Raw genomic sequence first — 26,417 nt, 5'->3', positions numbered from 1 at the left:
ACAGCAGGGGGGTCCCGGTGGGACGGAGCAGCACACCCGGTGGGGAGACGCGACCACGCGTCCGCAACGCGGGCCAACTCGGCTGGGACGACGGCCTCTACGAGGACGCGCCGGAGGAGCCGGAGCAAGGGCCGGGCCAGGGCCCCGGCGCCCGGAAGCCCGCGCCCGAGGGCGCCGGTCACCGGGGCGGCGGCGGGGCGAAGCGGCACGGCGGCAAGGGCAAGGGCCGGAACAAGAAGGGCAAGCGCCGGATACTGCGCTGGAGCGCCACGGTGCTCGCGGTGCTCATACTCGGCGGCGCGGGCGCCGGATACTTCTACTACGAGCACCTCAACGGGAACCTCAAGAAGGAGGACCTGACGCTCGGCGACAAGAAGATGGCCGACCACAAGGCCAACGCCGCCGGGCAGACCCCGTTGAACATCCTGCTCATCGGCTCGGACGCGCGGGACTCCAAGAAGAACCAGAACCTCGGCGGGGCCAAGGACACCTTCGGGGCGCCGCCCCTCGCCGACGTACAGATGCTGGTCCATCTCTCCGCGGACCGCAGCAACATGTCGGTGATCAGCATGCCGCGCGACACGCTGCTGAAGATCCCGAAGTGCACCGACCCGAAGTCGGGACGCGTCTACCCGGCGTCCGCGGGCCTGGAGATGACCAACGAGACGCTCAGCCGCGGTGGCCCCGGGTGCACGGTGGCCGCCTGGTACGAGCTCACCGGCATCACCATCGACCACTTCATGATGATCGACTTCGCGGGTGTGGTCTCGATGGCCGACGCGATAGGCGGCGTCCCGGTCTGCGTCAAGGGCAACGTCTACTCCCACACGAGCACCGGCAAGGGCTCCGGGCTGCGGCTGGAGAAGGGCACCACCAAGATCAAAGGGAAGCAGGCCCTCCAGTGGCTGCGCACCCGCTACGGCTTCGAGGACGGCACGGACCTCGGCCGCACCCACGCCCAGCACATGTACATGAACTCGATGGTCCGTGAGCTGCGCAAGGGCACCAAGCTCACCGACCCCGGCAAGCTGATGGGCCTCGCCGACGCGGCGACCGATGCGCTGACGGTCGACAAGGGCCTCGACACGGTCAAGAAGCTGTACGACCTCGCGGAGGAGTTCAAGAAGGCTCCCACCGACCGCATCACCATGACGACGATGCCGAACGTGTACGGCACGGGCGTGAACAAGGAACGGGTGCTCCCGAAGCCTGGCGACGCCGACCAGCTCTTCCAGATGGTCCGCGACGACGTCCCGCTGGACGGCAAGGCGTCCAAGCGCAAGGCCCCGGTCGCCAAGGAGCCCACGACGCCCGTTGCCGAGATCCCGGTCACCGTCCGCAACGGGACGCGCACCGACACCCAGTACCCGGCCACGGGCCGCGCCTCGGCGGTCCAGAAGCTGCTGACGGACAAGGGCTTCACCTCGACCACCGTCGACTCGCAGAACACGCAGGCCGCGGCCCGTACCGGGGTGCTCTTCCCCAGCGTGGACATGGAGGGCAACGCCCAGGCCGTCGCCAAGGCGCTCGGTATCCCACTGGCCTCGGTGAAGCGATCGACCGATGTCACGGGCATCACGCTGACCGTGGGGGCCGACTGGCGCGAGGACAAGGACTACGTCGCGCCCGCCGCGAAGGAGAAGACCCCGGAGAGCGCCCGCGCCCTGAACGGTAAGGACGAGGGGGCCTGCATGGACATCCAGCCGGGCTTCGGCTGGTAGCGGAAGAAGACCGTCGGGGCTTTGTGCCCTCCGGCCAGCCGGAGGGCACAAAGCCCCGACGACATGTGCGGCGCTACGCGGCGACGGCAGGGCGGCGGCTGGCGATGACCTTCTTCGCCAGCGAACGCGGGCTGGTCAGGAAGCCGTACCCCCACGACATGTGCATGGTCGCCAGCGCCACCGGGATCCGGACCCGCGCCTTCAGCGGCAGCCCCTTGCCCGCCGGAACGGACCCGGCGACGATCGCGGCGACGTACCCGGCGGGAACGACGAAGGCCCACGGGGTGACGGCCGCACCGGCCACGATGCCCGCGGCGATCGCGCATACGGCGGTGGGCGGCGCCAGGTAGCGCAGGTTGATCGAGCCGGAGTGGTAGCGGGCGACGACGTGCCGCCAGCGGCCGTAGTCCTTGTACTGCTTGGCGAGCGCCCGGACCGAGGGCCGGGGCCGGTACTGCACCTTCAGCTCGGGCGAGAACCAGATCAGGCCGCCCGACTCGCGGATGCGGAAGTTCAGCTCCCAGTCCTGGGCGCGGATGAACTCCACGTTGTAGCCGCCCGCCTTCTCCAGCGCCTCGCGGCGGAAGACCCCGAGGTACACGGTCTCGGCCGGGCCGGCCTGGCCCCCGGTGTGGAAGGCCGCGTTGCCGACGCCGATCCTCGACGTCATGGCCGCGGCGACCGCGTCCTCCCAGGCGTTCTCGCCCTCGGCGTGCATGATGCCGCCGACGTTCTGCGCGCCCGTCTCCTCCAGCAGCCGGACGGCCGTCGCGATGTAGTTCGGCGACAGCATCCCGTGACCGTCGACCCGTACGACCACAGGGTGGCTGGACGCCTCGATCGCGGCGTTCAGAGCGGCCGGGGTGCGGCCGGACGGGTTCGGGACGGTGTGGACCCGGGGGTCCTCGCGCACCAGCTCCGCAGCGATCTCGTCCGTCCGGTCGGTGGAGGGCCCCAGCGCGATCACCACCTCCATCTCACCGGCGTACTCCTGCTCCAGGATGTGCCGGACGGAGTTCCTGAGATGACGTTCCTCATTGAGCACCGGCATGATCACGGAGACGGCGGGGTGCTGCGCGGCAGACATGGTGGTCCTCGGGTGGGCGGGTGGTCCTCGGGGGCGCGAGGGGTTCGCACCCCACCAGGCAACGGTATTCGGCCGCCACGTTACCGCTAATGGGGGACACGGACGCGCGCCACCGGGTCGCTTCGCGGGCAGTCGATCATATGGGCCTACTGTGCGAACGGTCCCCTCGCACCGCGGAGGTCCCCCCGTGCCCACGCCGCACCCCTCCCCCCGCCGTTCCCCGCGCCCCCGCGCCGTCCCGCCGTCACGCAGGCCGAGAGGACGGGCCGGGCGACCGCACTGGGGCATGCGGATGGTGACCGGTCTCTCGGTCCTGGTCCTCGGCGCGGGAGGCATCGGCCACGCGGTGGTGACCGGTCTGGAGACCGGGATCGACCGGATCGACCCGTTCAAGGACATGAAGAACCGGCCCCGGGCCGGGTACGGCACGAACCTGCTGCTGGTCGGCACCGACGGCCGTGACCGGATCACCCCGGAACAGAAGGAGAAGTACCGGCTGGGCGGCGCCCCGTGCAACTGCACGGACACCCTGATGCTGGTCCACCTCTCGGCGGACAAGAAGCGCGCGAGCGTGGTCTCGCTGCCCCGCGACAGCTACGCCGAGGTCCCCGAGCACAAGGACCTCACCACGGGACAGACCCACTCCCCGCACCCGGTGAGACTGAACGCCGCCTACGCCGAGGGCGGCCCCGGGCTGACCGTGCGGACCGTGGAGCACATGACGGGCGTCAAGATCGACCACTATCTGGAGGTCGACTTCATCAGCTTCATGAAGACCGTGGACACCCTGGGCGGGGTGCGGATCTGCACGCCCCGGCCGCTGAAGGACTCGTACACCGGTCTCGACCTCGCGGCGGGCACCCACGACCTCGACGGCGGACAGGCGCTCCAGTTCGTACGGTCCCGCCATGTCGACGGCGCCTCCGACCTGGGCCGGATGCAGCGCCAGCAGAAGTTCCTCGCCTCGCTGATCGAGCGGACGACCAGCAGCGGCGTGCTGCTGAACCCGGTGAGGTTCCGCGACGCCGCCTCGACGATGCTGAACTCGGTCCGGGCCGACGAGGGGTTCGGTACGGAACAGATGCTGGAGCTCGGCAGCGCGATGCGCGGCTTCTCCCCCGCCTCGTCCGAGTTCGCCTCCGTGCCGCTGGAGAACGTCGCCCATCCGGTCAAGGGGATCGGCTCCACGGTGAAGTGGGACGAGCGGAAGGCGGACAAGCTGTTCCAGGCCCTGCGCGACGACAAGCCGCTCGCCCCCGAGCGCCCGGACGCGCCCCGGACGAAGGCCGTGACGGTCGACGTCGCGCCGGAGCGGATCCGGGTCCAGGTCTACAACGGGACGACGAAGGACGGGCTCGGCAGAACGGTCGACGACGCGCTGCACGCCACCGGTTTCGACACCTCGCGCACCCCGCTGAACGCGGACTCGCGCGACCTGCGGCGCACCCTGATCACCTACGACCCGCGCTGGGACCGGTCCGCGAAGTCCCTGGCCGAAGCCCTGCCGGGGGCCGAACTGCGGGAGGTGACCGGGCAGGGCCCCATGCTGAAGGTGACGGCGGGCGCGGACTTCGACGCGGTGCGACCGGTGCGGGCCGAAAAGACGGAACAGGGGGAGTTCGGCACGGTCACGGGCGACCAGGTGACCTGCCCGTGACGTCCTCGGCCGGCCGGCACCGGGGCCGGTACGAGAACGCCCCGGGGGACCGACGCCGACCGGGGCGGGTCGAGTACGCCGGGAGCCGAGGACGCCCGGGGGCCCCGCCGGCAGGAGGCCGGACCGCCGATGACCCGGCCGGCAGGATGCCCGCCGTCGACGGCTCAGTCGGGACGCCCGCCCGTCGACGGCTCAGTCGTCGATGCCGTCCGCGGCGCGCTTCTCGCGCAGTTCCTTGATCGCGCGACGCCGTGCCAGACGGTGGGTGCGCCGGATCTGCGCCTCCTGGTAGCGCCTCCTGTCCCGCTCGGTCTCCGGTATGACCGGCGGCACGGGGCGCGGCCTGCCGTCCGCGTCCACCGCGGCGAACACCAGGTACGCGCTGCCGACCTGCTGGGCGGGGGTGGATTCGTTCCACCGCTCGGCCATGACCCGGACGCCGACCTCCATCGAGGAACGGCCCGTCCAGTTCACCTGGGCACGGACGTGAACGAGGTCACCCACGCGAACCGGCTCCAGAAAGACCATCTCGTCCATCGACGCCGTCACCGCGGGTCCGCCGGAGTGCCGTCCGGCCACGGCGCCCGCCGCGTCGTCGACCAGCTTCATGATCACGCCACCGTGCACCGTGCCCAGCAGGTTGGTGTCGCTGCCGGTCATGATGTGGCTGAGGGTGGTCCGGGATGCGGCGGTCGACTTGCCGGGAATGTCGCCCTCCGGACGCGGGGACTGATCTGTCATACCGTCCACCTTATGCGGGGCCTTCCGGCCGACGGCAATGCATCAGCTTCGCAACAGCACCGATGCGATTTTCCGTACACCCTGTAAGAGGAGCGCACACGGCCTGCACACTGGACCACATGAGTGATTGGCCCGAGGGCTGGACCGACGACAATCGCGGCGGTGACCGCGGCAACCGCTACGGGCAGGGAAGCGGAAGCGACCGGCCCGAAGGCGCCCGTGTGATGCGCCACGTCCAGCGGCACCCCGCCGCGCCGCAGCAGCGCCCGGCCCCGCCCCGGCCCCGCCAGGCACCGCCGCAGTACGCCGACAACACGGGGTACGACAGCGGTTACAACACGGGCCAGGTCTACGGCGGCGGCCGGGGCGGCGGCGGGAGCAACGGCCCCGGTGGCGGCCGGGGCGACGGCGGACAGCCCTACGGACGCCCGGCGCCCGACTGGGGCCGCCGCATCAAGGTGGGCGCGCTGTCACTGGTCGTCGTGGTGCTCGCGGTCTCCATAGGCACGTACTTCTGGGCCGACTCCAAGCTCAACCGCGAGGTGGACCTCGCCAAGGTCATCGAGCGGCCGAAGGAGGGCGACGGCACCAACTACCTGATCGTCGGCTCCGACAGCCGCGCGGGCATGACGGACGAGGACAAGAAGCGCCTCCACACCGGCTCCGCCGAGGGCAAGCGGACCGACTCGATGATGATCCTGCACGACGGGTCCAACGGGCCGACACTGATCTCGCTGCCGCGCGACTCGAACGTCGAGATCCCCTCGTACAAGGGCTCCGACTCCGGCAAGCTCTATCCGGCCCGCGGCCGTTTCACCAAGCTGAACGCCGCGTACGCCGAGGACGGCCCCGAACTCCTCGTCCGCACCGTCGAGTTCAACACCGGCCTGCACATCGACCACTACGTCGAGATCGGCTTCGGCGGCTTCGCCAACATCGTGGACGCGATCGGCGGCGTGGAACTGGACATCCCCAAGGCGTTCAAGGACAAGAAGTCCGGCGCCGACTTCAAGGCGGGCAAGCAGACGCTGAACGGCGAGCAGTCGCTGGCCTTCGTCCGCACCCGGTACGCGTTCGCCGAGTCGGACCTGGCCCGTACGAAGAACCAGCAGAAGTTCCTCGCGGCGCTCGCCAGCCAGACGGCCACGCCCTCCACGATCCTCAACCCGTTCAAGCTGTACCCGACGATGAGCGCCGGCCTGGACACCCTGATCGTGGACGAGGACATGTCGATCTGGTCCCTGGGGCAGATGTTCTTCGCCATGAAGGGCGTCACGGGCGGCGACGGCACGTCGATGAACATGCCGATCTCCGGCTCCACAGGCGGCAACCTGGTCTGGGACAAGGCCAAGGTCAAGCAGCTCGTGGACCAGCTCAACAACGACGAGAAGGTCACCGTCTCCGAGAAGTGAGAGGGCGGGGAGCCGCCGGGGCCGGGCGAACGGTCACGGCCGAGCGGCACCCCGGGACCACCGGGCGGTACGCGAACGGGCCCCGCCGGCACACCGGTTCACCGGTTCGCCGCCGGGGCCCGGCCGTCTTCCCGCCCGGGCCGGGTCACCCCCGGCCCGGGGCCTACTTCGAGTAGTCGATGTTGCCGGACTCATCCATGTAGGGATGGATCTGGGTGGGCTCCTGGATGTCGATGTCCGAACGCCGGGGCCCCTCCGGCCCCGCGGGACCGATCCGCATCATCCGCTCGATCCGGACGATCTGGAAGCAACGCCCGCGCACGTTCAGCTCATTGGGCCGCACCTGCCGCATGAACGCCTCCGCGGCCCGCGCGTACGCGGCGGTCTCCTGCTCGTCCGACTCCTCGATCAGCGGCCGGACTTCCTTGAGGTAGTGGGCGAAGGAGCGCCGCGCGTCCTGCGGCGTCGGGTGCTGGCCCGACGCCATCGACCAGGAATGATCCTTCTTCTCCATCACCCGGAAGGCGACCGGCAGCAGCACCAGCCCCGGATGGGTCCGCAGCGCCCGCTGCGAATCGGCCAGCACATCGGGCGGGAAGCGGTCCGAGGTGTACTGGTACGGCAACAGCCCCATCCGGTCCATCCCCTCCTTCAGCCCCACCGCCGCCGCGTGGTCGACGACGAAGCCCTTGGTGGTGGAGGGGGTGCGCGCCTGGAAGTCCCAGCCCTCGCAGTCCACGTCCGTGGGCCTGGGCGGCTCCAGACGCCCGCCGCCGATCCTGGCGAACTCGTCGGCACGCACGACGCGGTAACGCGTGTCGCCTGCGGTCAGTTCGTTCACCGGCTCGGTCTCCAGCCGCGCCACCGCGTCCAGCAGCAGCCGCCGCTCACGAGGGTCGTCCGTCTCGTCCTTGGCCTTGAACCAGAGATAGGAGTTCAGCTCGTCACGGGCGTCCTGCGGGTAGCCGGTGTCCATGTCCGTCAGCAGCCGCCACCGCGGCCGCTCGCCGCGACGCTGCTCGGCGACACCGAAAAGCGGCCCGCGGACCACGATCTTCGCGTACTCCCGGGACGCGGCGAAGGCATCCGCCTCGGTGACCAGGGACACCGGATCGTCGCGGTGCTCCACGTTGATGACGAGGTGCTCCGGATGCTCCTGATAGTGATCAACCATGCACTCAGTGTGCCGAGTTCACCGTCGCGGGGTGGGCGAAACAGAAGAACCGACCACCCGGATCCGCCGCCCGCACCCGAGGCCCGGCGGAGGACTCCCCACCCTCCCGGGCGCGCCCCGGCCGCGCCGCCGTCGCCGTCGCCGCGGGGCCGACGCCCCACGGAGGCGCCGGAGGGTGCGTGGTCCGCGGACGGCAACAGCCCCCGGCCTCACGCCGGGGGCTGCCGTGACCTGCGAGAATCCTGCTACGGCAGGTTCCGCGCCATCACGATCCGCTGGACCTGGTTCGTGCCCTCATAAATCTGCGTGATCTTCGCGTCGCGCATCATCCGCTCCACCGGGTAGTCCCGCGTGTAGCCGTAGCCGCCGAGGAGCTGGACCGCGTCCGTGGTGACCTCCATGGCGACGTCGGAGGCGAAGCACTTGGCCGCGGCGCCGAAGAAGGTGAGGTCGCCGTCGACGCGCTCGGACTTGGCGGCGGCCGAGTAGGTGAGCTGGCGGGCCGCCTCCAGCTTCATGGCCATGTCGGCGAGCATGAACTGGACGCCCTGGAAGTCGGCGATCGGCTTGCCGAACTGCTTGCGCTCCTGGACGTAGCCCTTGGCGTAGTCGAGGGCGCCCTGGGCGATGCCGAGGGCCTGGGCCGCGATGGTGATGCGGGTGTGGTCCAGGGTCTTCATCGCGGTGGCGAAGCCCGTGCCCTCCTCGCCGATCATGCGGTCGGCGGGGATACGGACGTTGTCGAAGTAGACCTCGCGGGTCGGGGAGCCCTTGATGCCGAGCTTCTTCTCCGGGGCGCCGAAGGAGACACCCTCGTCCGACTTCTCGACGACGAAGGCGGAGATGCCCTTGGAGCGCTTGGTCGGGTCGGTGACGGCCATGACCGTGTAGTACTCGGAGACGCCCGCGTTGGTGATCCAGCGCTTCACGCCGTTGAGCACCCAGGAGTCGCCGTCGCGCACGGCGCGGGTCTTCATGCCGGCCGCGTCGGAGCCCGCGTCGGGCTCGGAGAGGCAGTACGAGAACATCGCGTCGCCCTTGGCGAGCGGGCCCAGGTACTTCTTCTTCAGGTCCTCGGATCCGGAGAGGATCACCGGGAGCGAGCCCAGCTTGTTCACGGCCGGGATGAGGGAGGAGGAGGCACAGGCACGGGCCACCTCCTCGATCACGATGACCGTGGCGAGGGCGTCGGCGCCCGCGCCGCCGTACTCCTCCGGTACGTGCACGGCGTGCAGGTCCGCGCCGGTCAGGGCGTCCAGGGCCTCCTGCGGGAAGCGCGCCTCCTCGTCGACCGCCGCCGCGTGCGGGGCGATCTTCGCCTCGGCGAGCGCACGCACCGTCTCGCGGAGCATCTCGTGCTCCTCGGCCGGACGGTACAGGTCGAAATCGGTCGAACCCGCCAAAGCGCTCACTCCCCAAAGAAGCTAACTACCGTTAAGTAACCCAATTTTAGAGCGAGCCGCCCGCCTCGGCCTATGCAATGCGTGCGTGAGCTTGGCGACAGGGGTCCCGAGACCTGCGCGGATGGCCGGAATCGGGGCCCGCGGGGGCGCGACTATGCTCGTTCACCGCACGTTCCACCGCATGTTTCGACCGCACGTCTGCCCGCACCTCCCAGGAGCACCGCATGGCCCTCAGGATCACTGTGATCGGCACCGGATATCTCGGCGCCACCCACGCCGCGGCCATGGCGGAGCTGGGCTTCGAGGTCCTCGGCCTCGACGTCGTGCCCGAGAAGATCGAGATGCTGGGCGCCGGCCGGGTCCCGATGTACGAGCCGGGTCTGGAGGAGCTGCTCCGCAAGCACGTCGCGGGCATCGAGGGGTCCACGGGACGGCTGCGGTTCACCACCTCGTGGCAGGACGTGGCGGAGTTCGGCGATGTGCACTTCGTGTGTGTGAACACTCCGCAGAAGCACGGCGAGTACGCCTGCGACATGAGCTACGTGGACAGCGCCTTCGAGTCGCTGGCCCCGCATCTGACCCGGCCCGCCCTGGTCGTCGGCAAGTCGACCGTGCCCGTGGGCTCGGCCGCCCGGCTGGCGGCCCGGCTGGCGGAGCTGGCCCCGGCGGGCGCGGACGCCGAACTGGCCTGGAACCCGGAGTTCCTGCGTGAGGGCTTCGCCGTGCAGGACACCCTGCACCCGGACCGGATCGTCGTGGGCGTGGCGAGCGAGCGGTCCGAGAAGCTGCTGCGCGAGGTCTACACGGTGCCGCTCGCCGAGGGCTCGCCGTTCGTCGTGACGGACTTCCCGACCGCGGAGCTCGTGAAGACCGCGGCCAACTCCTTCCTGGCCACGAAGATCTCGTTCATCAATGCCATGGCGGAGGTCTGCGAGGCCGCCGACGGCGACGTGAAGAAGCTGGCCGAGGCGATCGGGCACGACGAGCGGATCGGGTCCAAGTTCCTGCGGGCCGGGATCGGGTTCGGCGGCGGCTGCCTGCCCAAGGACATCCGCGCGTTCATGGCGCGCGCCGGTGAGCTGGGCGCGGACCAGGCGCTGACCTTCCTGCGCGAGGTCGACTCGATCAACATGCGCCGCCGCGGTCACATGGTGGAGCTGGCCCGGGAGGCCGTGGGCGGCGACTCCTTCCTCGGCAAGCGGGTGGCGGTGCTGGGCGCGACGTTCAAGCCGGACTCGGACGACGTGCGGGACTCGCCGGCGCTGAACGTGGCCGGGCAGATCCACCTCCAGGGCGGCCAGGTCACGGTCTTCGACCCGAAGGGCATGGAGAACGCCCGGCGGCTCTTCCCCACCCTCGGTTACGCGGACTCGGCGCTGGACGCGGTGCGCGGCGCGGACGTGGTGCTGCACCTGACGGAGTGGCGGGAGTTCCGCGAGCTGGACCCGGCGGCGCTCGGGGAGGTCGCGTCGCGCCGGATCATCCTGGACGGCCGCAACGCGCTCGACGGCGAGCTGTGGCGCGGCGCGGACTGGACCTACCGGGCGATGGGACGCCCGACGGCCTGACCGCCGGGCCGTACGGCTTCTCCCCGTACGGCTTCTCCCCTTCACGGCCACGGCCTCTCCCCCGCACGGCCCCCGTGCCGCACGACGCCCGGCCGCCGCCGGACGGCGGTGTCCGGGCCGCCGGAGCGGGCCGGGGCTCAGCCCTGTCTGGCGCGGTAGGCGCGCATCTTGGCGCGAGCGCCGCACACCGACATGGAGCACCAGCGCCGCCGCCCCGCCGGGCTGCGGTCGTAGTACGCCCACCGGCAGTCATCGGCCTCGCACGCCTTGAGCCGGGCCCAGGTGCCGTCGGCCGCCGCCTCCGCGATGGCCCGCGCGACCCGGGCGGTCAGCCCGGCCGGTTCCTCGACGGGCCGCAGCGCCGCCGTGCCCGCCGCGTCCACCGTCACACGCAGGGGCGCGGCGGCGAGGAGGTGGTCGAGTTCGGGGACTTCCGCGTCCTCGGCCGGACGATGGCCCGCATGGGCGAGACAGGCGGCGCGAAGCGCCTCGCGCAGGGCGCGGACGTCCGGGACGTCCGCTTCCACGAGGCCGAAGGCGGCGCGCCCTTCCGCCGTGTCGAGCGTGTCCGCACCGGTCTCGGTGTCCAGCGTGTTGACCAGGGCCTCGATCAGCGCGAGTCCGCCGGGCGCGGCGTTCTTCGCGCTCATGGTGCGGAATCCTTCGCTTTCATGGTTGCGACGTTACCTCCGTTGGGGCAGCATGCAGTAACGGTTACTGGTTGAGCCGCTCTAGCGGTAACGACCGATGGTGACCAGCCGCTTTCAGCGGTGCCGAACCGCTTACGAGGAGGAAGTGTCATGGCTGTCGCCACTCTGGGTGCCGTCGTTCTGGACTGCCCCGACCCCGTCGCACTCGCGGGCTTCTACGCCGGGCTGCTCGGCGGAACGGTCGAGGACGACGGCGACGGCTGGGTGGAGCTGACCGGGGCCGGGGGCACGCTGCTCGCGTTCCAGGCGGCACCGGGTCACGTGCCGCCGCAGTGGCCGGGCGAGGACGGGGCGCAGCAGTTCCACCTGGACCTGACCGTGCCGGATCTGGACGCGGCGGAGCGTGAGGTGCTCGCCCTGGGCGCGACCGCGCTGGACGCGGAGGACCGGAATCGGAGCTTCCGCGTTTACGCGGATCCCGTGGGGCACCCGTTCTGTCTGTGCAGGGGCTGACCGTCCGCACGGCGCATGGCCCGCGCGATGTGCACGGGCCGAGGCCCGTGGCCTGAACGACGGCCCGTGGCCTGAACGACGAAGTGCGGGGCGCCCCCAGGGGCGCCCCGCACTCGACGGTTCCGGCCGTTCAGCCGGCCTGGGCCGGTGTGTCCAGCTGCTCGATGGTCGCGTGCGACGGGCCCCGGCGGGCGCTCAGGTCACGCGCCACGGCCTCGGCGTCGCGCAGGACCCGCACCGCGTTGCGCCAGGTGAGCTTAGCGAGGTCGGCGGCGGACCAGCCGCGGCCGAGCAGTTGGGCGATCAGGTTCGGGTAGCCGGAGACGTCCTGGAGGCCGTCCGGGAGGAAGGCCGTGCCGTCGTAGTCGCCGCCGATGCCGATGTGGTCGATCCCGGCGACCTCGCGCATGTGGTCGAGGTGGTCGGCGATGGTCGCCGTGGTAGCCACCGGGCGCGGGTTGGCCGCCTCGAACGCGGCGTGGAGCTCCATGGCCCGCGCACTGGTGTCGAGGTGGTGCAGACCGTGGGCGCGCAGGTTCGCGTCCGCGGCCTCGGTCCAGGCGACGGCCTCCGGCAGGACGAACTTCGGCACGAAGGTGGCCATGGCGATGCCGCCGTTGGCCGGGAGCCGTTCGAGCACGTCGTCGGGGATGTTGCGCGGGTGGTCGCAGATCGCGCGCGAGGAGGAGTGCGAGAACATCACCGGCGCCACGGAGGTGTCGAGCGCGTCGCGCATGGTCGTGGCCGCCACGTGCGAGAGATCGACGAGCATGCCGGTGCGGTTCATCTCCCGTACGACCTCGTGGCCGAACGGCGAGAGACCGCCGACGCCCGGTTCGTCGGTCGCCGAGTCCGCCCACGCGATGTTGTCGTTGTGGGTGAGCGTCATGTACCGGACGCCGAGCGCGTACAGCCCTCGCAGGGTGCCCAGCGAGTTGTTGATGGAGTGGCCGCCCTCCGCGCCCATCAGGGAGGCGATACGGCCCTCGGTCCGGGCCGCCTCCATGTCGTCGGCGGTCAGGGCGCGCCGCAGGTCGGCGGGGTGGCGGGCCAGCAGCTCGGCGACGACGTCGATCTGTTCGAGGGTGGCGCTGACGGCCTCGTCGCCCGCCATGTCGGACTGTACGTAGACCGACCAGAACTGGGCGCCGACGCCCCCGGCGCGCAGCCGGGGGATGTCGGTGTGCAGGTGGGCGGACTGGTCGGTGGCGATGTCCCGGGCATCCAGGTCGTAACGGACCTGCTCGCGCAGCGCCCACGGCAGGTCGTTGTGTCCGTCGACGACGGGGTGCTCGGCGAGGAGTTCCCTCGCCCGTTCCAGCTGCCGTTCGTCGGACCGGTGCTCCGCCACGATCTGCTCCTCCACAATCAGCTCCTCCCCGAGCCGCCGCTCCACGAGCCGCCGCTCCTTGGCACTCTGCTGTTCCTCTGTGCTCTGCTGTTCCTCCACGCCCTGCCACCGCTCCGCGGCAGGCTACTTCCCGAAGCCGAAGGAGTCGGAGCCCTCGACCTTGGCGCGCAGCCGCTTGCCCTTCTCCGTCGCCTGGTCGTTCAGCTCCTGCTGGAACTCGCGCATGCGGGCCAGCAGGTCGGCGTCGTGGGCGGCGAGGATGCGCGCGGCGAGCAGGCCCGCGTTGCGCGCGCCGCCGATGGAAACGGTCGCGACGGGGACACCGGCGGGCATCTGGACGATGGAGAGCAGGCTGTCCATGCCGTCCAGGTACTTCAGCGGGACCGGCACCCCGATCACCGGCAGCGGGGTGACGGAGGCGAGCATCCCGGGCAGGTGGGCGGCGCCGCCCGCGCCCGCGATGATCGCTTTGAGACCCCGGTCGGCCGCCTCCTCGCCGTACGCGACCATCTCGCGCGGCATGCGGTGGGCGGAGACGACGTCGACCTCGTAGGGGATCTCGAACTCGTCGAGCGCCTTGGCCGCGGCCTCCATGACGGGCCAGTCGGAGTCCGAGCCCATGACGATGCCGACGACCGGCGCGGCGGTGGCGGGAGGGGTCATTCGGTGATCGTTCCTCGCAGGTAGTCGGCCGCGTGCCGGGCGCGCTCGCGCACGTCCGCCAGGTCGTCGCCGTAGGTGTTGACGTGTCCGACCTTGCGGCCGGGCTTCACGTCCTTGCCGTACATGTGGATCTTGAGCTGCGGGTCACGGGCCATGCAGTGCAGGTAGCCCTGGTACATGTCCGGGTAGTCGCCGCCGAGGACGTTGCACATGACCGTCCAGGGGGCGCGGGGGCGCGGGTCTCCGAGCGGCAGGTCGAGGACGGCCCGCACGTGGTTGGCGAACTGCGAGGTGATCGCACCGTCCTGGGTCCAGTGGCCGGAGTTGTGCGGGCGCATCGCGAGCTCGTTGACGAGGATGCGGCCGTCACGCGTCTCGAAGAGTTCGACGGCCAGATGACCGACGACGCCGAGTTCGGCGGCGATCCGGAGCGCGAGCTGCTGGGCCTCGCCGGCCAGCCGCTCGTCCAGCTCGGGCGCCGGGGCGATGACCGTGTCGCAGACGCCGTCGACCTGGATCGACTCGACGACCGGGTAGGCGACGGCCTGGCCGTGCGGCGAGCGGACGATGCCGGCCGCCAGCTCCCGTACGAAGTCGACCTTCTCCTCGGCGAGGACCGGGACCCCGGCCCGGAAGGGCTCGGCCGCGTCCGCCTCGGAGCGGACCACCCAGACGCCCTTGCCGTCGTAGCCGCCGCGCACGGTCTTGAGGACGACGGGGAAGCCTCCGACCTCGGCCGCGAACGCCGCGGCGTCCGCCGGGTCCGTCACGATGCGGTGGCGGGGGCAGGGCGCGCCGATCGCGTCGAGCTTCGCGCGCATCACCCCCTTGTCCTGGGCGTGCACCAGCGCGTCGGGGCCCGGACGCACGGGTATGCCGTCCGCCTCCAGGGCCCGCAGGTGTTCGGTCGGTACGTGCTCGTGATCGAAGGTGATCACGTCACAGCCGCGCGCGAAGGCACGCAGCGTGTCCAGGTCGCGATAGTCGCCGACGACGACTTCGTTCACCACCTGGGCCGCCGAGTCCTGGGGGGTGTCGCTGAGGAGCTTGAACTTGATGCCGAGGGGGATGCCCGCCTCGTGGGTCATACGGGCGAGCTGACCGCCGCCGACCATGCCGACTACCGGGAACGTCACCCGTCCAGGGTATCCGGCGCCCCGGCGGTCGCCCGACGACGGCCTCCGCGCGCCCTGCGGGCCGGGGCGCGCCGCTCCCCCATCGGACTCGTCCCCACCCGTCCGATGTGTTCGTCCCCACACCCGTTCCCGTGCTCGGCACCGTCCGTCCGCCCGCCCGTCGTCGTTCCTCTCCCTGCCCGTCACCGCCCGTCCCCGTGCCCGTCCGGCCACTTCTGTCCGGACATCCCCGGGCGCCCCGCGAAAGGGGTCGCTAGCATGACCGGGTTGACGTAACCGACAGACAGGCTGAGCGATCACCATGAGCGAACGGGGCGCACTGCGAACCCGGCTGGATCAACTGGCCCGGGAAGTCGCCAAGTTCGGCACGGTCGGCGCGCTCGGCCTGGTGGTCAACATCGCGGTGTCGAACCTGCTCTGGCGCACCACGGACCTCCAGGTGGTGCGGGCCGGGCTGCTGGCCACGTTCATCGCCATCCTCTTCAACTACGTGGGCTTCCGCTACTGGACGTACCGCGACCGCGACAAGACCGGCCGGACCCGGGAACTGACGCTGTTCCTGCTGTTCAGCGGCGTGGGCGCGGTCATCGAGAACGGCGTGCTGTACGTGGCGACGTACGGCTTCGGCTGGGACACCCCGCTCCAGAGCAATGTCTTCAAGATCCTCGGCATCGGCATCGCGACGCTGTTCCGCTTCTGGTCCTACCGGACGTGGGTCTTCAAGGCGCTCCCCGCGCCGGAGCCCGCCGAGCCCGCCGAGCCCGCGCCGGCGGAGGAGGAGGAGGTCCTGGAGGGTTTCCTGAAGCAGGAACGACGCAGCGAGCGGGCGTCGCGCGTCGAGGCGGAATCAGCACGCCGCTGACGTCACGGAGCCGGCAGGCCGCCGACGTCTCGGAGCCGGTACGCCACCGGCCTCTTCCTACGTCGCCGACCTCTGCGTACGGCTCGGCCCCCTTTGTATGGTTCAGCCCCGTCGTACGGCTCGGCCCCTTTGTATGGTTCAGCCCCGTCGTACGGTTCAGCCCCGCCATGGGGTTCAGCGCACCGGGCGTTCCGGCTCCTGCCGTTTCAGGGCCACCCGGCTGAGGAACAGCGCGAAGACCGGCGGCTGCTGCTGGAGCAGCTCGAGCCGGCCCCCGTCCGCCTCCGCGAGGTCCCGTGCCACGGCGAGGCCGATCCCGGTGGAGTTGCGGCCGCTGATCGTCCGCTCGAAGATCCGGGCGCCCAGGTCGGGCGATACGCCCGGACCCTCGTCCGTGACCTCGATGACCACCTGGTTGCCGGTGACGCGGGTGCGCAGCGCGACCGTGCCACCGCCGTGCATCAGCGAGTTCTCGATCAGCGCGGCCAGCACCTGGGCGACCGCGCCGGGGGTGCCGACGGCCCGCAGCCCCTGCTTCCCGGACCGGACGATGGCCCGGCCCTCGCCCCGGTAGGCCGGGCGCCACTCCTCGATCTGCTGCTTGACGACCTCGTCGAGGTCGAAGACGACGGCGGAGCCGGTACGCGGGTCGCGGGCGTTGGTCAGCAGCCGTTCCACCACGTCGGTGAGCCGCTCGACCTGGGTGAGGGCGATGTTCGCCTCCTCCTTCACCGTCTCCGGGTCGTCGGTGACGGAGATCTCCTCGATCCGCATGGAGAGCGCGGTCAGCGGCGTGCGGAGCTGGTGCGAGGCGTCCGCCGCCAGCCGGCGTTCCGCCGTCAGCATCCGGGCGATCCGCTCGGCCGAGGCGTCCAGGACGTCGGCGACCCGGTCCAGCTCCGGCACCCCGTACCGCTTGTGGCGCGGGCGCGGGTCGCCGGAGCCCAGGCGCTCGGCGGTCTCCGCGAGGTCGGTCAGCGGCGAGGCCAGCCTGTTGGCCTGGCGTACGGCGAGGAGCACGGCCGACACGATGGCCAGCAGCGCCACCGCCGCGATGATCACCAGGGTGCGGCCGACCTCACGGGTGACGGCGGAACCGGACTCCTCGACGACGACGCGCTCGCCGTGCGCCCCCTCGGCCTTGCCGCTGATCACGCTGCCCGCCGGGCGGGTGCCCACTTCGATCGGGGCACGGCCGGGGATGTCGACCAGTGCGTAGCGGTTGCCGGAGAGCTGCTGGCTCAGCAGCTCGGGGTTGATCCGTTCGGCCCCCAGTATCCGGCTCTCGACGACGCTGATCAGCCGCAGCGCCTCGGAGTCGACGCTCTCCTGGGCGCTGTTGCTGATGGTGCGGCTCTCGACGATGACGAGGGAGACGCCGAAGACGGCGATCACCACGAGCACCACGGCGAGTGTGGAGTTGATCAGTCTTCGGCGCATGGGGGCCTCTGTGGTTCGGCTCGTCGTGGATCGGCTGGTCGCGGGTCGGCTCCTCCCGCGTCAGCCCCGCCCCGCGTCAGCTCTTCTCGAAGCGGAAGCCGACGCCCCGTACGGTCGCGATGTAACGGGGGTTGGCCGCGTCGTCGCCGAGCTTCTTGCGGAGCCAGGAGATGTGCATGTCGAGGGTCTTGGTCGACGACCACCAGGTGGTGTCCCAGACCTCGCGCATCAGCTGGTCGCGGGTGACGACCCGGCCGGCGTCGCGGACCAGGACCCGCAACAGGTCGAACTCCTTGGCCGTGAGCTGGAGTTCCTCGTCGCCCATCCACGCCCGGTGCGACTCGACGTCGATCCGGACGCCGTGGGTGGCGGGCTGCGGCGCGGGCTCGGCCGCGCCGCGGCGCAGCAGGGCCCGGACGCGGGCGAGCAGTTCGGCCAGCCGGAAGGGCTTGGTCACGTAGTCGTCGGCGCCGGCGTCCAGTCCGACGACGGTGTCCACCTCGTCGGCGCGGGCGGTCAGCACCAGGATCGGCACGGTGTGGCCCTCGGCACGGAGTCTGCGGGCGACTTCGAGGCCGTCCATCCCGGGCAGGCCCAGGTCGAGCACGACCAGGTCGATCCCGCCCTGGAGACCGGCGTCGAATGCGGTCGGACCGTCCTCACGGACCTCGACCTCGTAACCCTCCCGACGCAGAGCGCGGGCCAGTGGCTCCGAGATGGATGCGTCGTCCTCGGCGAGCAGTACACGGGTCATGCAGTGATGGTAGTCCGCGCGGGACAGGTGTCGGGAGGTGATCGAAAGGCCCTGCGGGCCGGTCCGGAAAGCGAGCGCGAACCTTCGAATATGAGAGCGTAGTCCCGCCTTCACCTGTGATCCATATCTCAAGTCCGTTCATTTCGGACTCTGTCGTGGCGTATGGTTGCTCGACGCCTGTTGCACGACTCAAGGACCCTTGGGCAGCTTTTAGCGCCTAGGGTCTCTTTTGTTCTGCCGGCTGGTACCCCGCCAGTCGTGACTTCAGTGAATGACCTGTGGCCGGGCCCGGAGCGACACATGCGCACCGGGCATGGATCCCGATGCGGTCGGTCCCCGTCCCCGTCAGTCGGCTCCTCGGTGAGTCCGGCACGGGACGAATCCCTGTCAGGCGTGGGGTGGGACTCTCGGCCGGGTCGGTGCCGGCCTCCCCCCACCGGGCGCGTCACGCTCACGAGGCGTCGCGTCCCGAGCACGCAAGGATCGACCATGGCGTCCAGCCTGACGAAGGACCCGGCCAGTACTTCTGGATCCGAGAAGACCTTCTTCGGCCACCCCCGCGGCCTGGCCACTCTCTTCATGACCGAGATGTGGGAGCGCTTCAGCTTCTACGGCATGCGGGCCCTGCTTCCGCTGTATCTGGTCTCCGGCTCCGGCCTGGACATGAACGTGACCACGGCCACCGCGATCTACTCCATCTACATGGCGATGGTGTATCTGCTCGCCATGCCCGGAGGCTGGTTCGGCGACCGGGTCTGGGGTCCGCGCAGGACGGTGACCGTCGCGGCCTCGATCATCATGGTGGGACATCTCACCCTGGCCCTGCCGGGTTCCGGTTCGTTCTTCGCCGGTCTGGCGCTGGTGGCGCTCGGCTCCGGTCTGCTGAAGGCCAACATCTCGACGATGGTCGGCCACCTCTACGACGGCCCCGACGACCCGCGCCGCGACGGCGGCTTCACCGTCTTCTACATGGGCATCAACCTCGGTGCCTTCGCCGCGCCGCTGGTCATCGGCACGATCGGCGAGAAGGTGAACTGGCACCTCGGGTTCGCCCTCGCCGCGGTCGGCATGTCGCTGGGCCTGATCCAGTTCCTCATCGGTACGCGCCACCTGAACCCCCGCAGCAGCGTCGTGCCGGAGCCGCTGTCGGCCGCGGAGCGGGCTTCGACGCTGCGCAAGGGCCTGCTGTGGCTGGTCGCCGCCGTCGTCTTCTACGGCGTGCTGGTCGCCACCGATGTGTACACGCTGAACTGGGCGCTCGTCCCGATCACCGTCGCCGGTCTGATCATCCCGGTCGCCGTGCTGGTGCGGATCAAGCGCGACCGGGATCTGACGAAGACCGAGCAGTCGAAGATGTCCGGGTACATCTGGTTCTTCGTCGCCGCGGCCGTGTTCTGGATGATCTACGACCAGGGCGGTTCCACCCTCTCGCTCTTCGGTGAGTCGTCCACGACCAACAGCGTGCTGGGGCTGCACTTCCCGACATCCTGGTACCAGACGATCAACCCCGTCATCATCATGGCGCTGGCCCCGGTCGTCGCCTGGATATGGCTGGCGCTGAACCGGCGGGGCAAGGAGCCGAGCACGGTCGTCAAGTTCGGCTCGGGTCTCTTCCTGGTCGGTGTCTCCTTCCTCGTCTTCATGCTGCCGCTGACCATGACGTCGGACGGCGACAAGGTCAGCCCGATGTGGCTGGTGTCGATCTACTTCCTGCAGACCGTCGGTGAGCTCTGCCTCTCCCCGGTCGGCCTGTCGGTCACCACGAAGATGGCCCCGGCGAAGTACGGCAGCCAGATGATGGGTGTCTGGTTCCTCGCCGTCACCGCGGGCGACTGCACCACCAGCCTGCTGTCCCTGGCGGGCGTCAACCTGAACAAGACCGGCATGGTGGGTCTGGAGGCGACTCTCGCGCTCGTCGCGGGAATCTCCATCTGGATGTACCGCAAGAAGGTCTCGCAGCTCATGGGCGACGTGCGCTGACGCCGCGACCACGGGTCGTCGGAGGGTGAGCACCGTCCGACGACCGCACGGCTCCACGACGAGGGCCGTCGCACCGCTGATGCCGGTGCGACGGCCCTCGCGTCGTACGCCGCCGTGATGCGCGCACGACGTACGACGTACGGCACGGTCATGTCCGCCCGCCGGAGCGTCACGGCCGACGGGCCGGGTCATGTCCGGCGCGCGGTCACACCCCGTGCCGTGCGGGGCGGCTCACCTGGTGCCGCGCAGCCTGCGCCACGGGGTGAAGGTGAACACGGCGCCGCCCAGCAGGATCGCCGTCCCCGCGACCAGACCGAGTGCCCGCAGCGTGCCCTGGTCCTCGGCCCCGGTGGCCGCCAGCCCGCCGCCGGAACCCGCGGCGCCGGACGTGGTGCCGGCGGAACTCCCGGACCCCGAGGAGCCCGAGGTGGCCGAGCCGGAGACCCCGCCCTCCTGAGCCGTGGTGTCGAGTTCCAGCGACGGGGTCGCCGTCCCCTTGACCTTGCACGGGATGCTGATCTTCGAGGCTCCCAGGGTGACGTCGATGGTCAGGGTGCCAGGGGCGAGCGTGGCCTTCCCGGTGGCGCCCGGCTTGTACGTACCGGTCATGTTCGGCAGGTCGACCGGCTTCCCCTGCTCCAGCGGTTCGGCGTTGGCGGGTCCCGTGACCTTCACCGAACCCTTGTCCGCGCCCGCGACGACGACGTCCATCGAGGGCTTGAGCGCACCGGCGGGGAGCGCGGCCGGACTGTCCATCACGCCCTTGGCGGTCCTGACCGTCAGCGCATAGCCGCCGCCGTTCTTCCTGGCGTCGATCGTCACCTTGGAGGAGATGGCGGCGGGTCCGGGGGACGTACAGGCGAACTGGACGGCGACCTCCTTGCCGGGGAAGTCCGTCTGTCCGCCGCCGCCCCCGGAGCCCGAGGTGGAGCCGCCCGCGGTGGACGTCCCGGCGGAGGTGCCGGAGGACGTCCCGGACGAGGTCGTGCCGCCCGCCGTGGTGGATCCGGAGGTGGAACCACTCGTCGTACCGGTCGTCGTGCCACCGGTGGTCCCGCTCGTCGTGCCGCCGGCCGTGGTGCCCGAGCCGCCGTCCGTGACCTTGATGGTCGCGCCCGGCCGCACCGTCTCCTCGGGAGTGCACTTGGTGTCCGTGGAGAGCGGCTTGGAGACGTTGATGTCGTACGCGTCCGGGGTCAGCGTGATCTCACCGGCCTTCTCCAGCTTCAGCGTGCCCTTCATGTCGGGCAGGATCATGGCGCTGTTCTTCGGGATCGGCGGGTTCTGACGCGGCCCCTCCATGTTCAGGGTGCCGGTGGCCGCGCCGCCCACCTTGACGGTGCCGGTCGGTTTGACCGTGCCCTTGTCCAGGTCGAGTATGTCGGGGTTCTTGGAGGCGGCCTGGACCGTCTTCCACACCACCTCGACGGTGTCCCCGACCTTGGCCTCCGCGGGCGCCGTCAGTTGCACCACGGTGGTGCCCTGCACGGGCGGCAGGCCGGAGATGGCCGGGGGTATGCACTCCGTCCGGTACGAGATGTCGGCGGCCCGGGCCGGACTCGCGGCCATCAGCATGCCCGCGCCGCCGAGCATCATCGCGACTCCCGCCGCGACCGTTCTCCGTTGCGTACTCACGAATGTCCCTTCGTCGTCGATGTGTTGTCTGACGGTGCGGAATCCGGTGCGAACCACGGCAGCGCCGCCGTGGTGGTGGGCGAGGGCCCGGAGGCGGATGCGTGCTCCGCCGCGGATCCGGGCTCGGATGCGGGCCCGTCCGCGGAGTTCGGCCCGGGACCCGGCACACGCCGCGGCCCTCGTGCACCCGTGGCCGGGCCGGTCGTACGCGCCGGGCGGCGGCGCCGGGAGCGGGCCGGGGCGCGCGAGGGGCGGGGCCGTACCTTGTCGACGACCGCCATGCCGATCCGGAACACGGCGGCCGGCACCACGACGCACAGCAGGACCCAGAAGAGGGTGACGCCCCAGGGGCGGCCGACCCCCCACGGCTGCTCCGCCAGCACCTTGCCGCCGTACTCCAGCGAGATCTGGTAGTCGCCGTGGGCACCCGCCGCCAGTTCGACCGGCAGCTCGATCCGCGCCTTGCGGCCGGGCCCGACGGTGCCGCGCCACTCCCGTTCCTCCCACTGGGGGGCGAACACGCCGTGCGCGGTGCCGATCCGGAAGACCGGGTCCTCGACCGGGGCGGTGCCGAGGTTGCCCACGGTGAAGACCAGGCGCCGGACGGGCGGTGCGCCGAACCACGTGAGGATTCCGCTGTCGCCCTCCAGCCGGGTGGCCGCCAGCACCGCGAGCCTGCCGCCGGTCTCCTTCGGCAGCGCGGCGACCGGGTGCCCGGCCACGACGAACACGGCGTCGGCGGCGGCCTGTCCACCGGTCACGGTGGCGACGTGCACCACGCACGGACAGGGCACGGGCGGCTCGGCCACCGGCAGCTTCTTGGTGAAGCCGCCGTCGGTCCCGGTGGTGACGGCACGGCCCTCGGCGTTGGCACAGGAGTTGGTGCCGCCGATCACGCCGCGTTCCGGTGCGGACCGGCCGCAGATCAGCATCATCAGCAGTGCGCCGGGACGCCATCCGCTGCCCTTGACGGTGATGTCCCCGCCCTTGCCCGCCTGCCGCTCGGAGAGGGTGACCGCGGGTTTCGCCTCCGCGCTGCCGCCCGCCCCGGTCGCCGCGGAAGCCGTGGGGAGCACCAGCAGGACGGGAAGCAGCGCGAGGAGCACCACGGCACCCCACCGGTGCCCGCCCCTCCCGTGATCCCCAGGTGTCGCCGGTCCGGCCCGTCCGGTCACGATTCCCCTCCCGTTCCCGTCTTCGTCAATCGGCGTGTGTCACAAGCCCGTCGGCCGCCCGGAGGCCGTGCGGGCGAACCGTCCTCGTACGGGGCCGGGGCCGGTGCGCCTCCGCGCTGCCGCCCGCCCCACGGACGCCGGTGCCCGCGTCGCCGCCGGTACGCGTACACCGCCGCGGCCGCGGCGGCCGGCAGCGGCAGCGCCGCGCCCGTCAGCGGTGCCCAGGAGACGAAGCGGGCGCGCGCCGAGGCCTCGTCGTACGCGCCGCCGGCCGCCGTGACGCGCAGCCGTACCGTCACCGAGTCGAGGGCCGGGGTGTCTGGCCACGGTTCGGTGAGCGTGACGCGCCGTCCGGGCGGCAGCTCCAGCGGCAGCGTGCGGGTGCCGCGCCGCAGCAGCGGCCCGAACACCCCGTCGGCGCTCATGGTGATCCGCGGGACCAGCAGGGTGTTGCCGCGGTTGACCAGCGTGTAGTGGACGGCCTTCCCGGACACGATGACGTCCTCGACGGTGAGCGCCGCCAACGTCGGGCCGCCGACGCGCAGTCGCACCCGTACGCCCACCGAACGGCCCCCGCTCTCCGCGACGATCGCACCGGAGCGGTCACCGGGCGCCGAGCCCGTCGGCAACGTGACGGAGAACGGCACCTCGGCGCGGGTACGGGCGGGCACGACCACCTTCGCGGTGGCGGTCCGCAGCCAGGCGCCCACGCCGACGCCCGCGCCGTTCCCGGCCCTGCCTCCGGACCCGGTCCCGGGCCCGCTTCCGGCGGTGGGCTTGCCGCCGTCGCGTGCCGTACGGCCGCCGTCCCCGGCGCGGTACGTGTCGACGCCGCGCAGCCGTACGGTGACCGGGGCCGTGCCGGGGTTGGTGACGGAGAGCCGGTCCTGGAGGACGGCTCCGGGCGGCCCTTCCAGGTAGAAGTACGACCTGCCCGCGCTCTTCCCGGTGCCGCCCGCCCCGGACCCGCCCGCCACGGGCCGCGCCGTCCAGGCGGCGGCGCCCGTCGGCGCGGCCGGTGTGCGCGGTTCCGCACCGGCCGCCGGGACCGTGGCGAGGGTGAACAGCATTACGGCGAGGGCGAGTCGGGCGGCGTGGCCGGTCGACGACGGCATGGCGGCTCCCTGGTGCGCGAAGGGCTGTCCCGTCATCCGTGGCGGATCAGCGCGAGCGGCGTCGGATGTGGTGCGTCGCAAGGCGGAGGAGCGCCCGCATACGGGATGCATGCGGGCCTTTCGACAACGCAACGCGGCGAGGTGCCGCAGCTGTCGTCGGGCGCCCGCCACGGATGACGGGACGGCCCTCAAGGGCGACTGGCTCGACCGGGCGAGGCGCTGGTGCCTTCCCGGCCACGTCTGCCGGTCACGGCACTAGTGCCGTGACCGGCAAGGTTTGCCCGGAAGGAGCGGCGTCCGGTGCGTGCGATCGCAAGGCGGCCGAAAGCCCTCGGATGGGGTCTCCCCTGCTCGAACGAAGTCGAGAGCTTGGGGAAGGGCTACGTGGGCTCTCGGCCAACGCCACGAGCGTGCGTGCCGGACGGTGCGACGGGGCAAACGTTGCCGGGAGCGGCACTAGCGGCCGACGGCTCCCTGCCCGCGCCGGGTCAGCCAGAGCGCCCCGGCCGCACCGGTCAGCAGCACGGTGCCGCCGAGCATGCCGAGCGCCGTCGCCGAGTCGAGCGGCCCGGTCTTCGGCAACTGGCCACCGTTGTCGGGGGTGTTCCCCGTGTTTCCCGTGCTTCCCGTGTTTCCCGCGGCCGTCACATCGAGCCGGAGCGAGGGCCCCGGGCTGTTGGAAGGTGTGCAGGTCGTGGTCGTACCGAGCGCCTTGATGGTGAGCACACCGGCGGTGAAGTCGACCTTGCCGCTCTTCCTCGGGGTGTACGTGCCCGACAAGTCGCCGATCTTGATGGGGGAGTTGGCGGGGATGGCCGCGGCGTTCGGCGGCCCGGAGACCTGGACCTCTCCCTGGTCGGCACCGCTCACCTTGATCACCGCGCTGGGGTTCATCGCGCCCTTGCCGAGTTCGACGGGGCTGGACGAGACACCCTTCTGGAAGGACATCGTGAGCCGGTAACCGCCGCCGCTCCTGACGCTCTTGATGTCGATGGGAGACACGGCCCCCTTGTCACCGATCGGGGTCTTGCACCGGTAGTCGACGTCGACGACCGTGGCGTGGGCGGCGGGTGCGGCCATCAGCACCACCGTGCCCGCCAGCGCGGACGCCAGCGCGAGAGCTGTTCGCTTCTGGTAGGACACCTTGTCTTCCCCTCATGCCGGAAGTCGCCGCGCGTCGTCTCCGACTCGACGCAAGTTACTGACGACACATCAGATTGGCGCTCAAGGTACGCCGGGGGCCTTGTGGAGGGAAGACAAAGAGCGCGCCGATCCGGCGCGCTCTCGTAGTGCGGATGCGGGGCCCGTGCCCCGGGGAGACCTGACGCCCCGGCGGCTTTTGCCCCGTCACGGCTTCAGGCGGGGGCGGCCAGTTCCGCCCAGACGGTCTTGCCGGGCCGCCCCGGCACCCGCAGCACGCCCCAGTCCAGGCAGAGCCGCTGAACGATGAACATGCCGTGCCCACCCGGCCGTCCGGCCCGGTGCGGAGTGCGCGGCGCGGGCTGTCCGGCGCCCGCGTCGACGACCTCCACCCGCAGCACCTTCGCCGCGCAGGCGATACGGATCTCCTCCGGGCCCTCCGCGTGCAGGCAGGCGTTGGTGACGAGCTCGGAGACGACCAGCAGGACGTCCTCGGCGGCGGCCCGTCCGTCCGCGCTCGACGCGGGCAGCCAGCCCCATTCGTGGAGCGTCTGGCGGGCGAAGTCACGAGCCGTCGGCACGACACCGGCCACCCCCCGCAGCGACAACGTGCGCCACTGCTGTCCGGCCGGATCGGAGGAAGCCACTCCGGCGTCCGCGTCCGCGTCCACGCCGGCGCCCTCCGGCTCGCGGCCGAGGTCGCCCGGCGGATGCTGCCGGGTGGTGCTCATCAGCGCTTCACCTCACCGATTCACCATGTCGCCATCGAACAGTTACAAGTACCGAGCACGAGCGGTCGCAGCACGTACGGATACAGAGAGATACAGCACGTAGAAATACAGCACCTACGGCCGCAGCACCTACACGTATGCCATGCGCGAGGCCATATACCGCTTCGCCAGGGGTCTTCTGCCCGGCCGAATCGCGACAACACCCATTTCGTCCACGCGGACCGCGTGACACGGGCAACACCTGAATCCCCCCGGAGTCCCCATGGCACGCATCACACCACGCGCACTGTGGACAGGCACACCGCGGAACGGCACGCCGTGGAACACGACACCGCGGAACAGGAGGCCGCGGAGCGACACATCACGGAACGACACCCGGCGGAAGGACGTGTCGGGAAACACACGCCGCCGACGGCCCCGCCCCGCGGTCACTTGCCCAGGGCCGCATCCAGGGAGCGCAGCAGACCGCTGTGACCGCTGCGGCGCCCAGGCATATCTGCGCGTCGTCC

Annotated in this window: 23 protein-coding genes; 8 read left to right on the top strand and 15 right to left on the bottom strand. The window is 71.1% G+C overall.

Annotated features, from left to right (window positions below; all coding sequences use genetic code 11):
• The first annotated feature begins 17 nt into the window (after positions 1 to 17).
• A complete protein-coding gene (locus AMK22_RS34160; protein ID WP_073791345.1) occupies positions 18 to 1,721 on the top strand; it encodes an LCP family protein in 1,704 nt (567 codons plus the stop codon).
• Between the two features lie 73 nt (positions 1,722 to 1,794).
• Here the strand turns inward: AMK22_RS34160 and AMK22_RS34155 are convergent, their stop codons facing one another.
• Positions 1,795 to 2,808: a glycosyltransferase family 2 protein gene (locus tag AMK22_RS34155; RefSeq protein WP_073791344.1), complete on the bottom strand. Its 1,014-nt coding sequence runs from the start codon at positions 2,806 to 2,808 to the stop codon at positions 1,795 to 1,797.
• A gap of 187 nt (positions 2,809 to 2,995) precedes the next feature.
• On the opposite strand from AMK22_RS34155, the gene AMK22_RS34150 reads away from it, so the two are divergent.
• Complete coding sequence (locus AMK22_RS34150; RefSeq protein WP_443333341.1) at positions 2,996 to 4,465, top strand: LCP family protein; 1,470 nt, start codon at positions 2,996 to 2,998, stop codon at positions 4,463 to 4,465.
• A gap of 192 nt (positions 4,466 to 4,657) precedes the next feature.
• Here AMK22_RS34150 and AMK22_RS34145 read toward each other — a convergent pair whose 3' ends face one another.
• Entirely contained in the window at positions 4,658 to 5,206 is a 549-nt protein-coding gene (locus tag AMK22_RS34145; protein WP_073791342.1) for an acyl-CoA thioesterase, read from the bottom strand.
• A gap of 119 nt (positions 5,207 to 5,325) precedes the next feature.
• Between AMK22_RS34145 and AMK22_RS34140 the strand changes: the two genes are divergently transcribed.
• On the top strand, positions 5,326 to 6,618 hold the full coding sequence (locus tag AMK22_RS34140; protein ID WP_073791341.1) for an LCP family protein: 1,293 nt from the start codon (positions 5,326 to 5,328) through the stop codon (positions 6,616 to 6,618).
• A 163-nt stretch (positions 6,619 to 6,781) separates the two neighbouring features.
• On the opposite strand, the gene AMK22_RS34135 is transcribed toward AMK22_RS34140, so the two are convergent.
• Together AMK22_RS34135 and AMK22_RS34130 are read right to left on the bottom strand one after the other, a co-directional pair.
• Positions 6,782 to 7,792 carry a DUF5954 family protein gene (locus AMK22_RS34135; RefSeq protein ID WP_073791340.1) on the bottom strand — a complete coding sequence of 337 codons (1,011 nt, stop codon included), beginning with the start codon at positions 7,790 to 7,792 and terminating at the stop codon, positions 6,782 to 6,784.
• 245 nt (positions 7,793 to 8,037) lie between these two features.
• Positions 8,038 to 9,195, bottom strand: coding sequence for an acyl-CoA dehydrogenase (locus AMK22_RS34130; RefSeq protein ID WP_073791339.1), 1,158 nt, complete (start codon positions 9,193 to 9,195; stop codon positions 8,038 to 8,040).
• A 224-nt stretch (positions 9,196 to 9,419) separates the two neighbouring features.
• On the opposite strand from AMK22_RS34130, the gene AMK22_RS34125 reads away from it, so the two are divergent.
• A complete protein-coding gene (locus tag AMK22_RS34125; RefSeq protein ID WP_073791338.1) occupies positions 9,420 to 10,763 on the top strand; it encodes a UDP-glucose dehydrogenase family protein in 1,344 nt (447 codons plus the stop codon).
• Between the two features lie 137 nt (positions 10,764 to 10,900).
• On the opposite strand, the gene AMK22_RS34120 is transcribed toward AMK22_RS34125, so the two are convergent.
• Positions 10,901 to 11,413, bottom strand: coding sequence for a CGNR zinc finger domain-containing protein (locus tag AMK22_RS34120; protein WP_073791337.1), 513 nt, complete (start codon positions 11,411 to 11,413; stop codon positions 10,901 to 10,903).
• Positions 11,414 to 11,563: 150 nt separating this feature from the next.
• On the opposite strand from AMK22_RS34120, the gene AMK22_RS34115 reads away from it, so the two are divergent.
• Positions 11,564 to 11,926, top strand: a complete 363-nt coding sequence (locus AMK22_RS34115) for a VOC family protein (RefSeq protein WP_073791336.1) — start codon at positions 11,564 to 11,566, stop codon at positions 11,924 to 11,926.
• Between the two features lie 130 nt (positions 11,927 to 12,056).
• Here the strand turns inward: AMK22_RS34115 and AMK22_RS34110 are convergent, their stop codons facing one another.
• The 3 genes from AMK22_RS34110 to AMK22_RS34100 all read right to left on the bottom strand — a co-directional run bounded on the left by AMK22_RS34110 (position 12,057) and on the right by AMK22_RS34100 (position 15,076).
• Entirely contained in the window at positions 12,057 to 13,247 is a 1,191-nt protein-coding gene (locus AMK22_RS34110; protein WP_199883393.1) for a dipeptidase, read from the bottom strand.
• Between the two features lie 153 nt (positions 13,248 to 13,400).
• Entirely contained in the window at positions 13,401 to 13,940 is a 540-nt protein-coding gene (gene purE, locus AMK22_RS34105) for a 5-(carboxyamino)imidazole ribonucleotide mutase (protein WP_073791334.1), read from the bottom strand.
• Positions 13,937 to 15,076 carry a 5-(carboxyamino)imidazole ribonucleotide synthase gene (locus AMK22_RS34100; protein WP_073791333.1) on the bottom strand — a complete coding sequence of 380 codons (1,140 nt, stop codon included), beginning with the start codon at positions 15,074 to 15,076 and terminating at the stop codon, positions 13,937 to 13,939. Before AMK22_RS34100 ends, purE begins: the two co-directional genes overlap by 4 nt.
• A gap of 301 nt (positions 15,077 to 15,377) precedes the next feature.
• On the opposite strand from AMK22_RS34100, the gene AMK22_RS34095 reads away from it, so the two are divergent.
• Complete coding sequence (locus tag AMK22_RS34095) at positions 15,378 to 15,938, top strand: GtrA family protein (protein WP_073791331.1); 561 nt, start codon at positions 15,378 to 15,380, stop codon at positions 15,936 to 15,938.
• Positions 15,939 to 16,112: 174 nt separating this feature from the next.
• Here AMK22_RS34095 and AMK22_RS34090 read toward each other — a convergent pair whose 3' ends face one another.
• The gene (locus AMK22_RS34090; protein ID WP_073791330.1) at positions 16,113 to 17,378 is read right to left on the bottom strand and encodes an ATP-binding protein; all 1,266 of its coding nucleotides are present in this window, start codon (positions 17,376 to 17,378) and stop codon (positions 16,113 to 16,115) included.
• Positions 17,379 to 17,454: 76 nt separating this feature from the next.
• Positions 17,455 to 18,132 carry a response regulator transcription factor gene (locus tag AMK22_RS34085; RefSeq protein WP_073791328.1) on the bottom strand — a complete coding sequence of 226 codons (678 nt, stop codon included), beginning with the start codon at positions 18,130 to 18,132 and terminating at the stop codon, positions 17,455 to 17,457.
• Between the two features lie 489 nt (positions 18,133 to 18,621).
• Here AMK22_RS34085 and AMK22_RS34080 point away from each other — a divergent pair, with 489 nt between their 5' ends.
• Positions 18,622 to 20,112, top strand: a complete 1,491-nt coding sequence (locus AMK22_RS34080) for a peptide MFS transporter (protein ID WP_073791327.1) — start codon at positions 18,622 to 18,624, stop codon at positions 20,110 to 20,112.
• A 231-nt stretch (positions 20,113 to 20,343) separates the two neighbouring features.
• Here AMK22_RS34080 and AMK22_RS34075 read toward each other — a convergent pair whose 3' ends face one another.
• The 5 genes from AMK22_RS34075 to AMK22_RS34055 all read right to left on the bottom strand — a co-directional run bounded on the left by AMK22_RS34075 (position 20,344) and on the right by AMK22_RS34055 (position 25,908).
• Complete coding sequence (locus AMK22_RS34075; RefSeq protein ID WP_073791373.1) at positions 20,344 to 21,705, bottom strand: hypothetical protein; 1,362 nt, start codon at positions 21,703 to 21,705, stop codon at positions 20,344 to 20,346.
• 38 nt (positions 21,706 to 21,743) lie between these two features.
• A complete protein-coding gene (locus tag AMK22_RS34070; RefSeq protein ID WP_443333340.1) occupies positions 21,744 to 22,922 on the bottom strand; it encodes a hypothetical protein in 1,179 nt (392 codons plus the stop codon).
• Positions 22,919 to 24,037 carry a hypothetical protein gene (locus tag AMK22_RS34065; RefSeq protein WP_073791324.1) on the bottom strand — a complete coding sequence of 373 codons (1,119 nt, stop codon included), beginning with the start codon at positions 24,035 to 24,037 and terminating at the stop codon, positions 22,919 to 22,921. Before AMK22_RS34065 ends, AMK22_RS34070 begins: the two co-directional genes overlap by 4 nt.
• Positions 24,038 to 24,493: 456 nt before the next feature.
• Entirely contained in the window at positions 24,494 to 25,180 is a 687-nt protein-coding gene (locus AMK22_RS34060) for a peptidase (RefSeq protein ID WP_073791322.1), read from the bottom strand.
• A gap of 212 nt (positions 25,181 to 25,392) precedes the next feature.
• Positions 25,393 to 25,908, bottom strand: a complete 516-nt coding sequence (locus AMK22_RS34055) for an ATP-binding protein (protein ID WP_073791321.1) — start codon at positions 25,906 to 25,908, stop codon at positions 25,393 to 25,395.
• Between the two features lie 262 nt (positions 25,909 to 26,170).
• On the opposite strand from AMK22_RS34055, the gene AMK22_RS42530 reads away from it, so the two are divergent.
• Positions 26,171 to 26,417 (top strand): DUF7455 domain-containing protein (locus AMK22_RS42530; RefSeq protein WP_443333339.1); only part of this gene is annotated, 247 nt, incomplete at its 3' end.

The organism is Streptomyces sp. CB01580 (assembly GCF_001905795.1).
Classification (GTDB): Bacteria; Actinomycetota; Actinomycetes; order Streptomycetales; family Streptomycetaceae; genus Streptomyces.
Note: the sequence above shows the minus strand (reverse complement) of the source record. Positions and strands in the feature narration are given on the sequence as shown.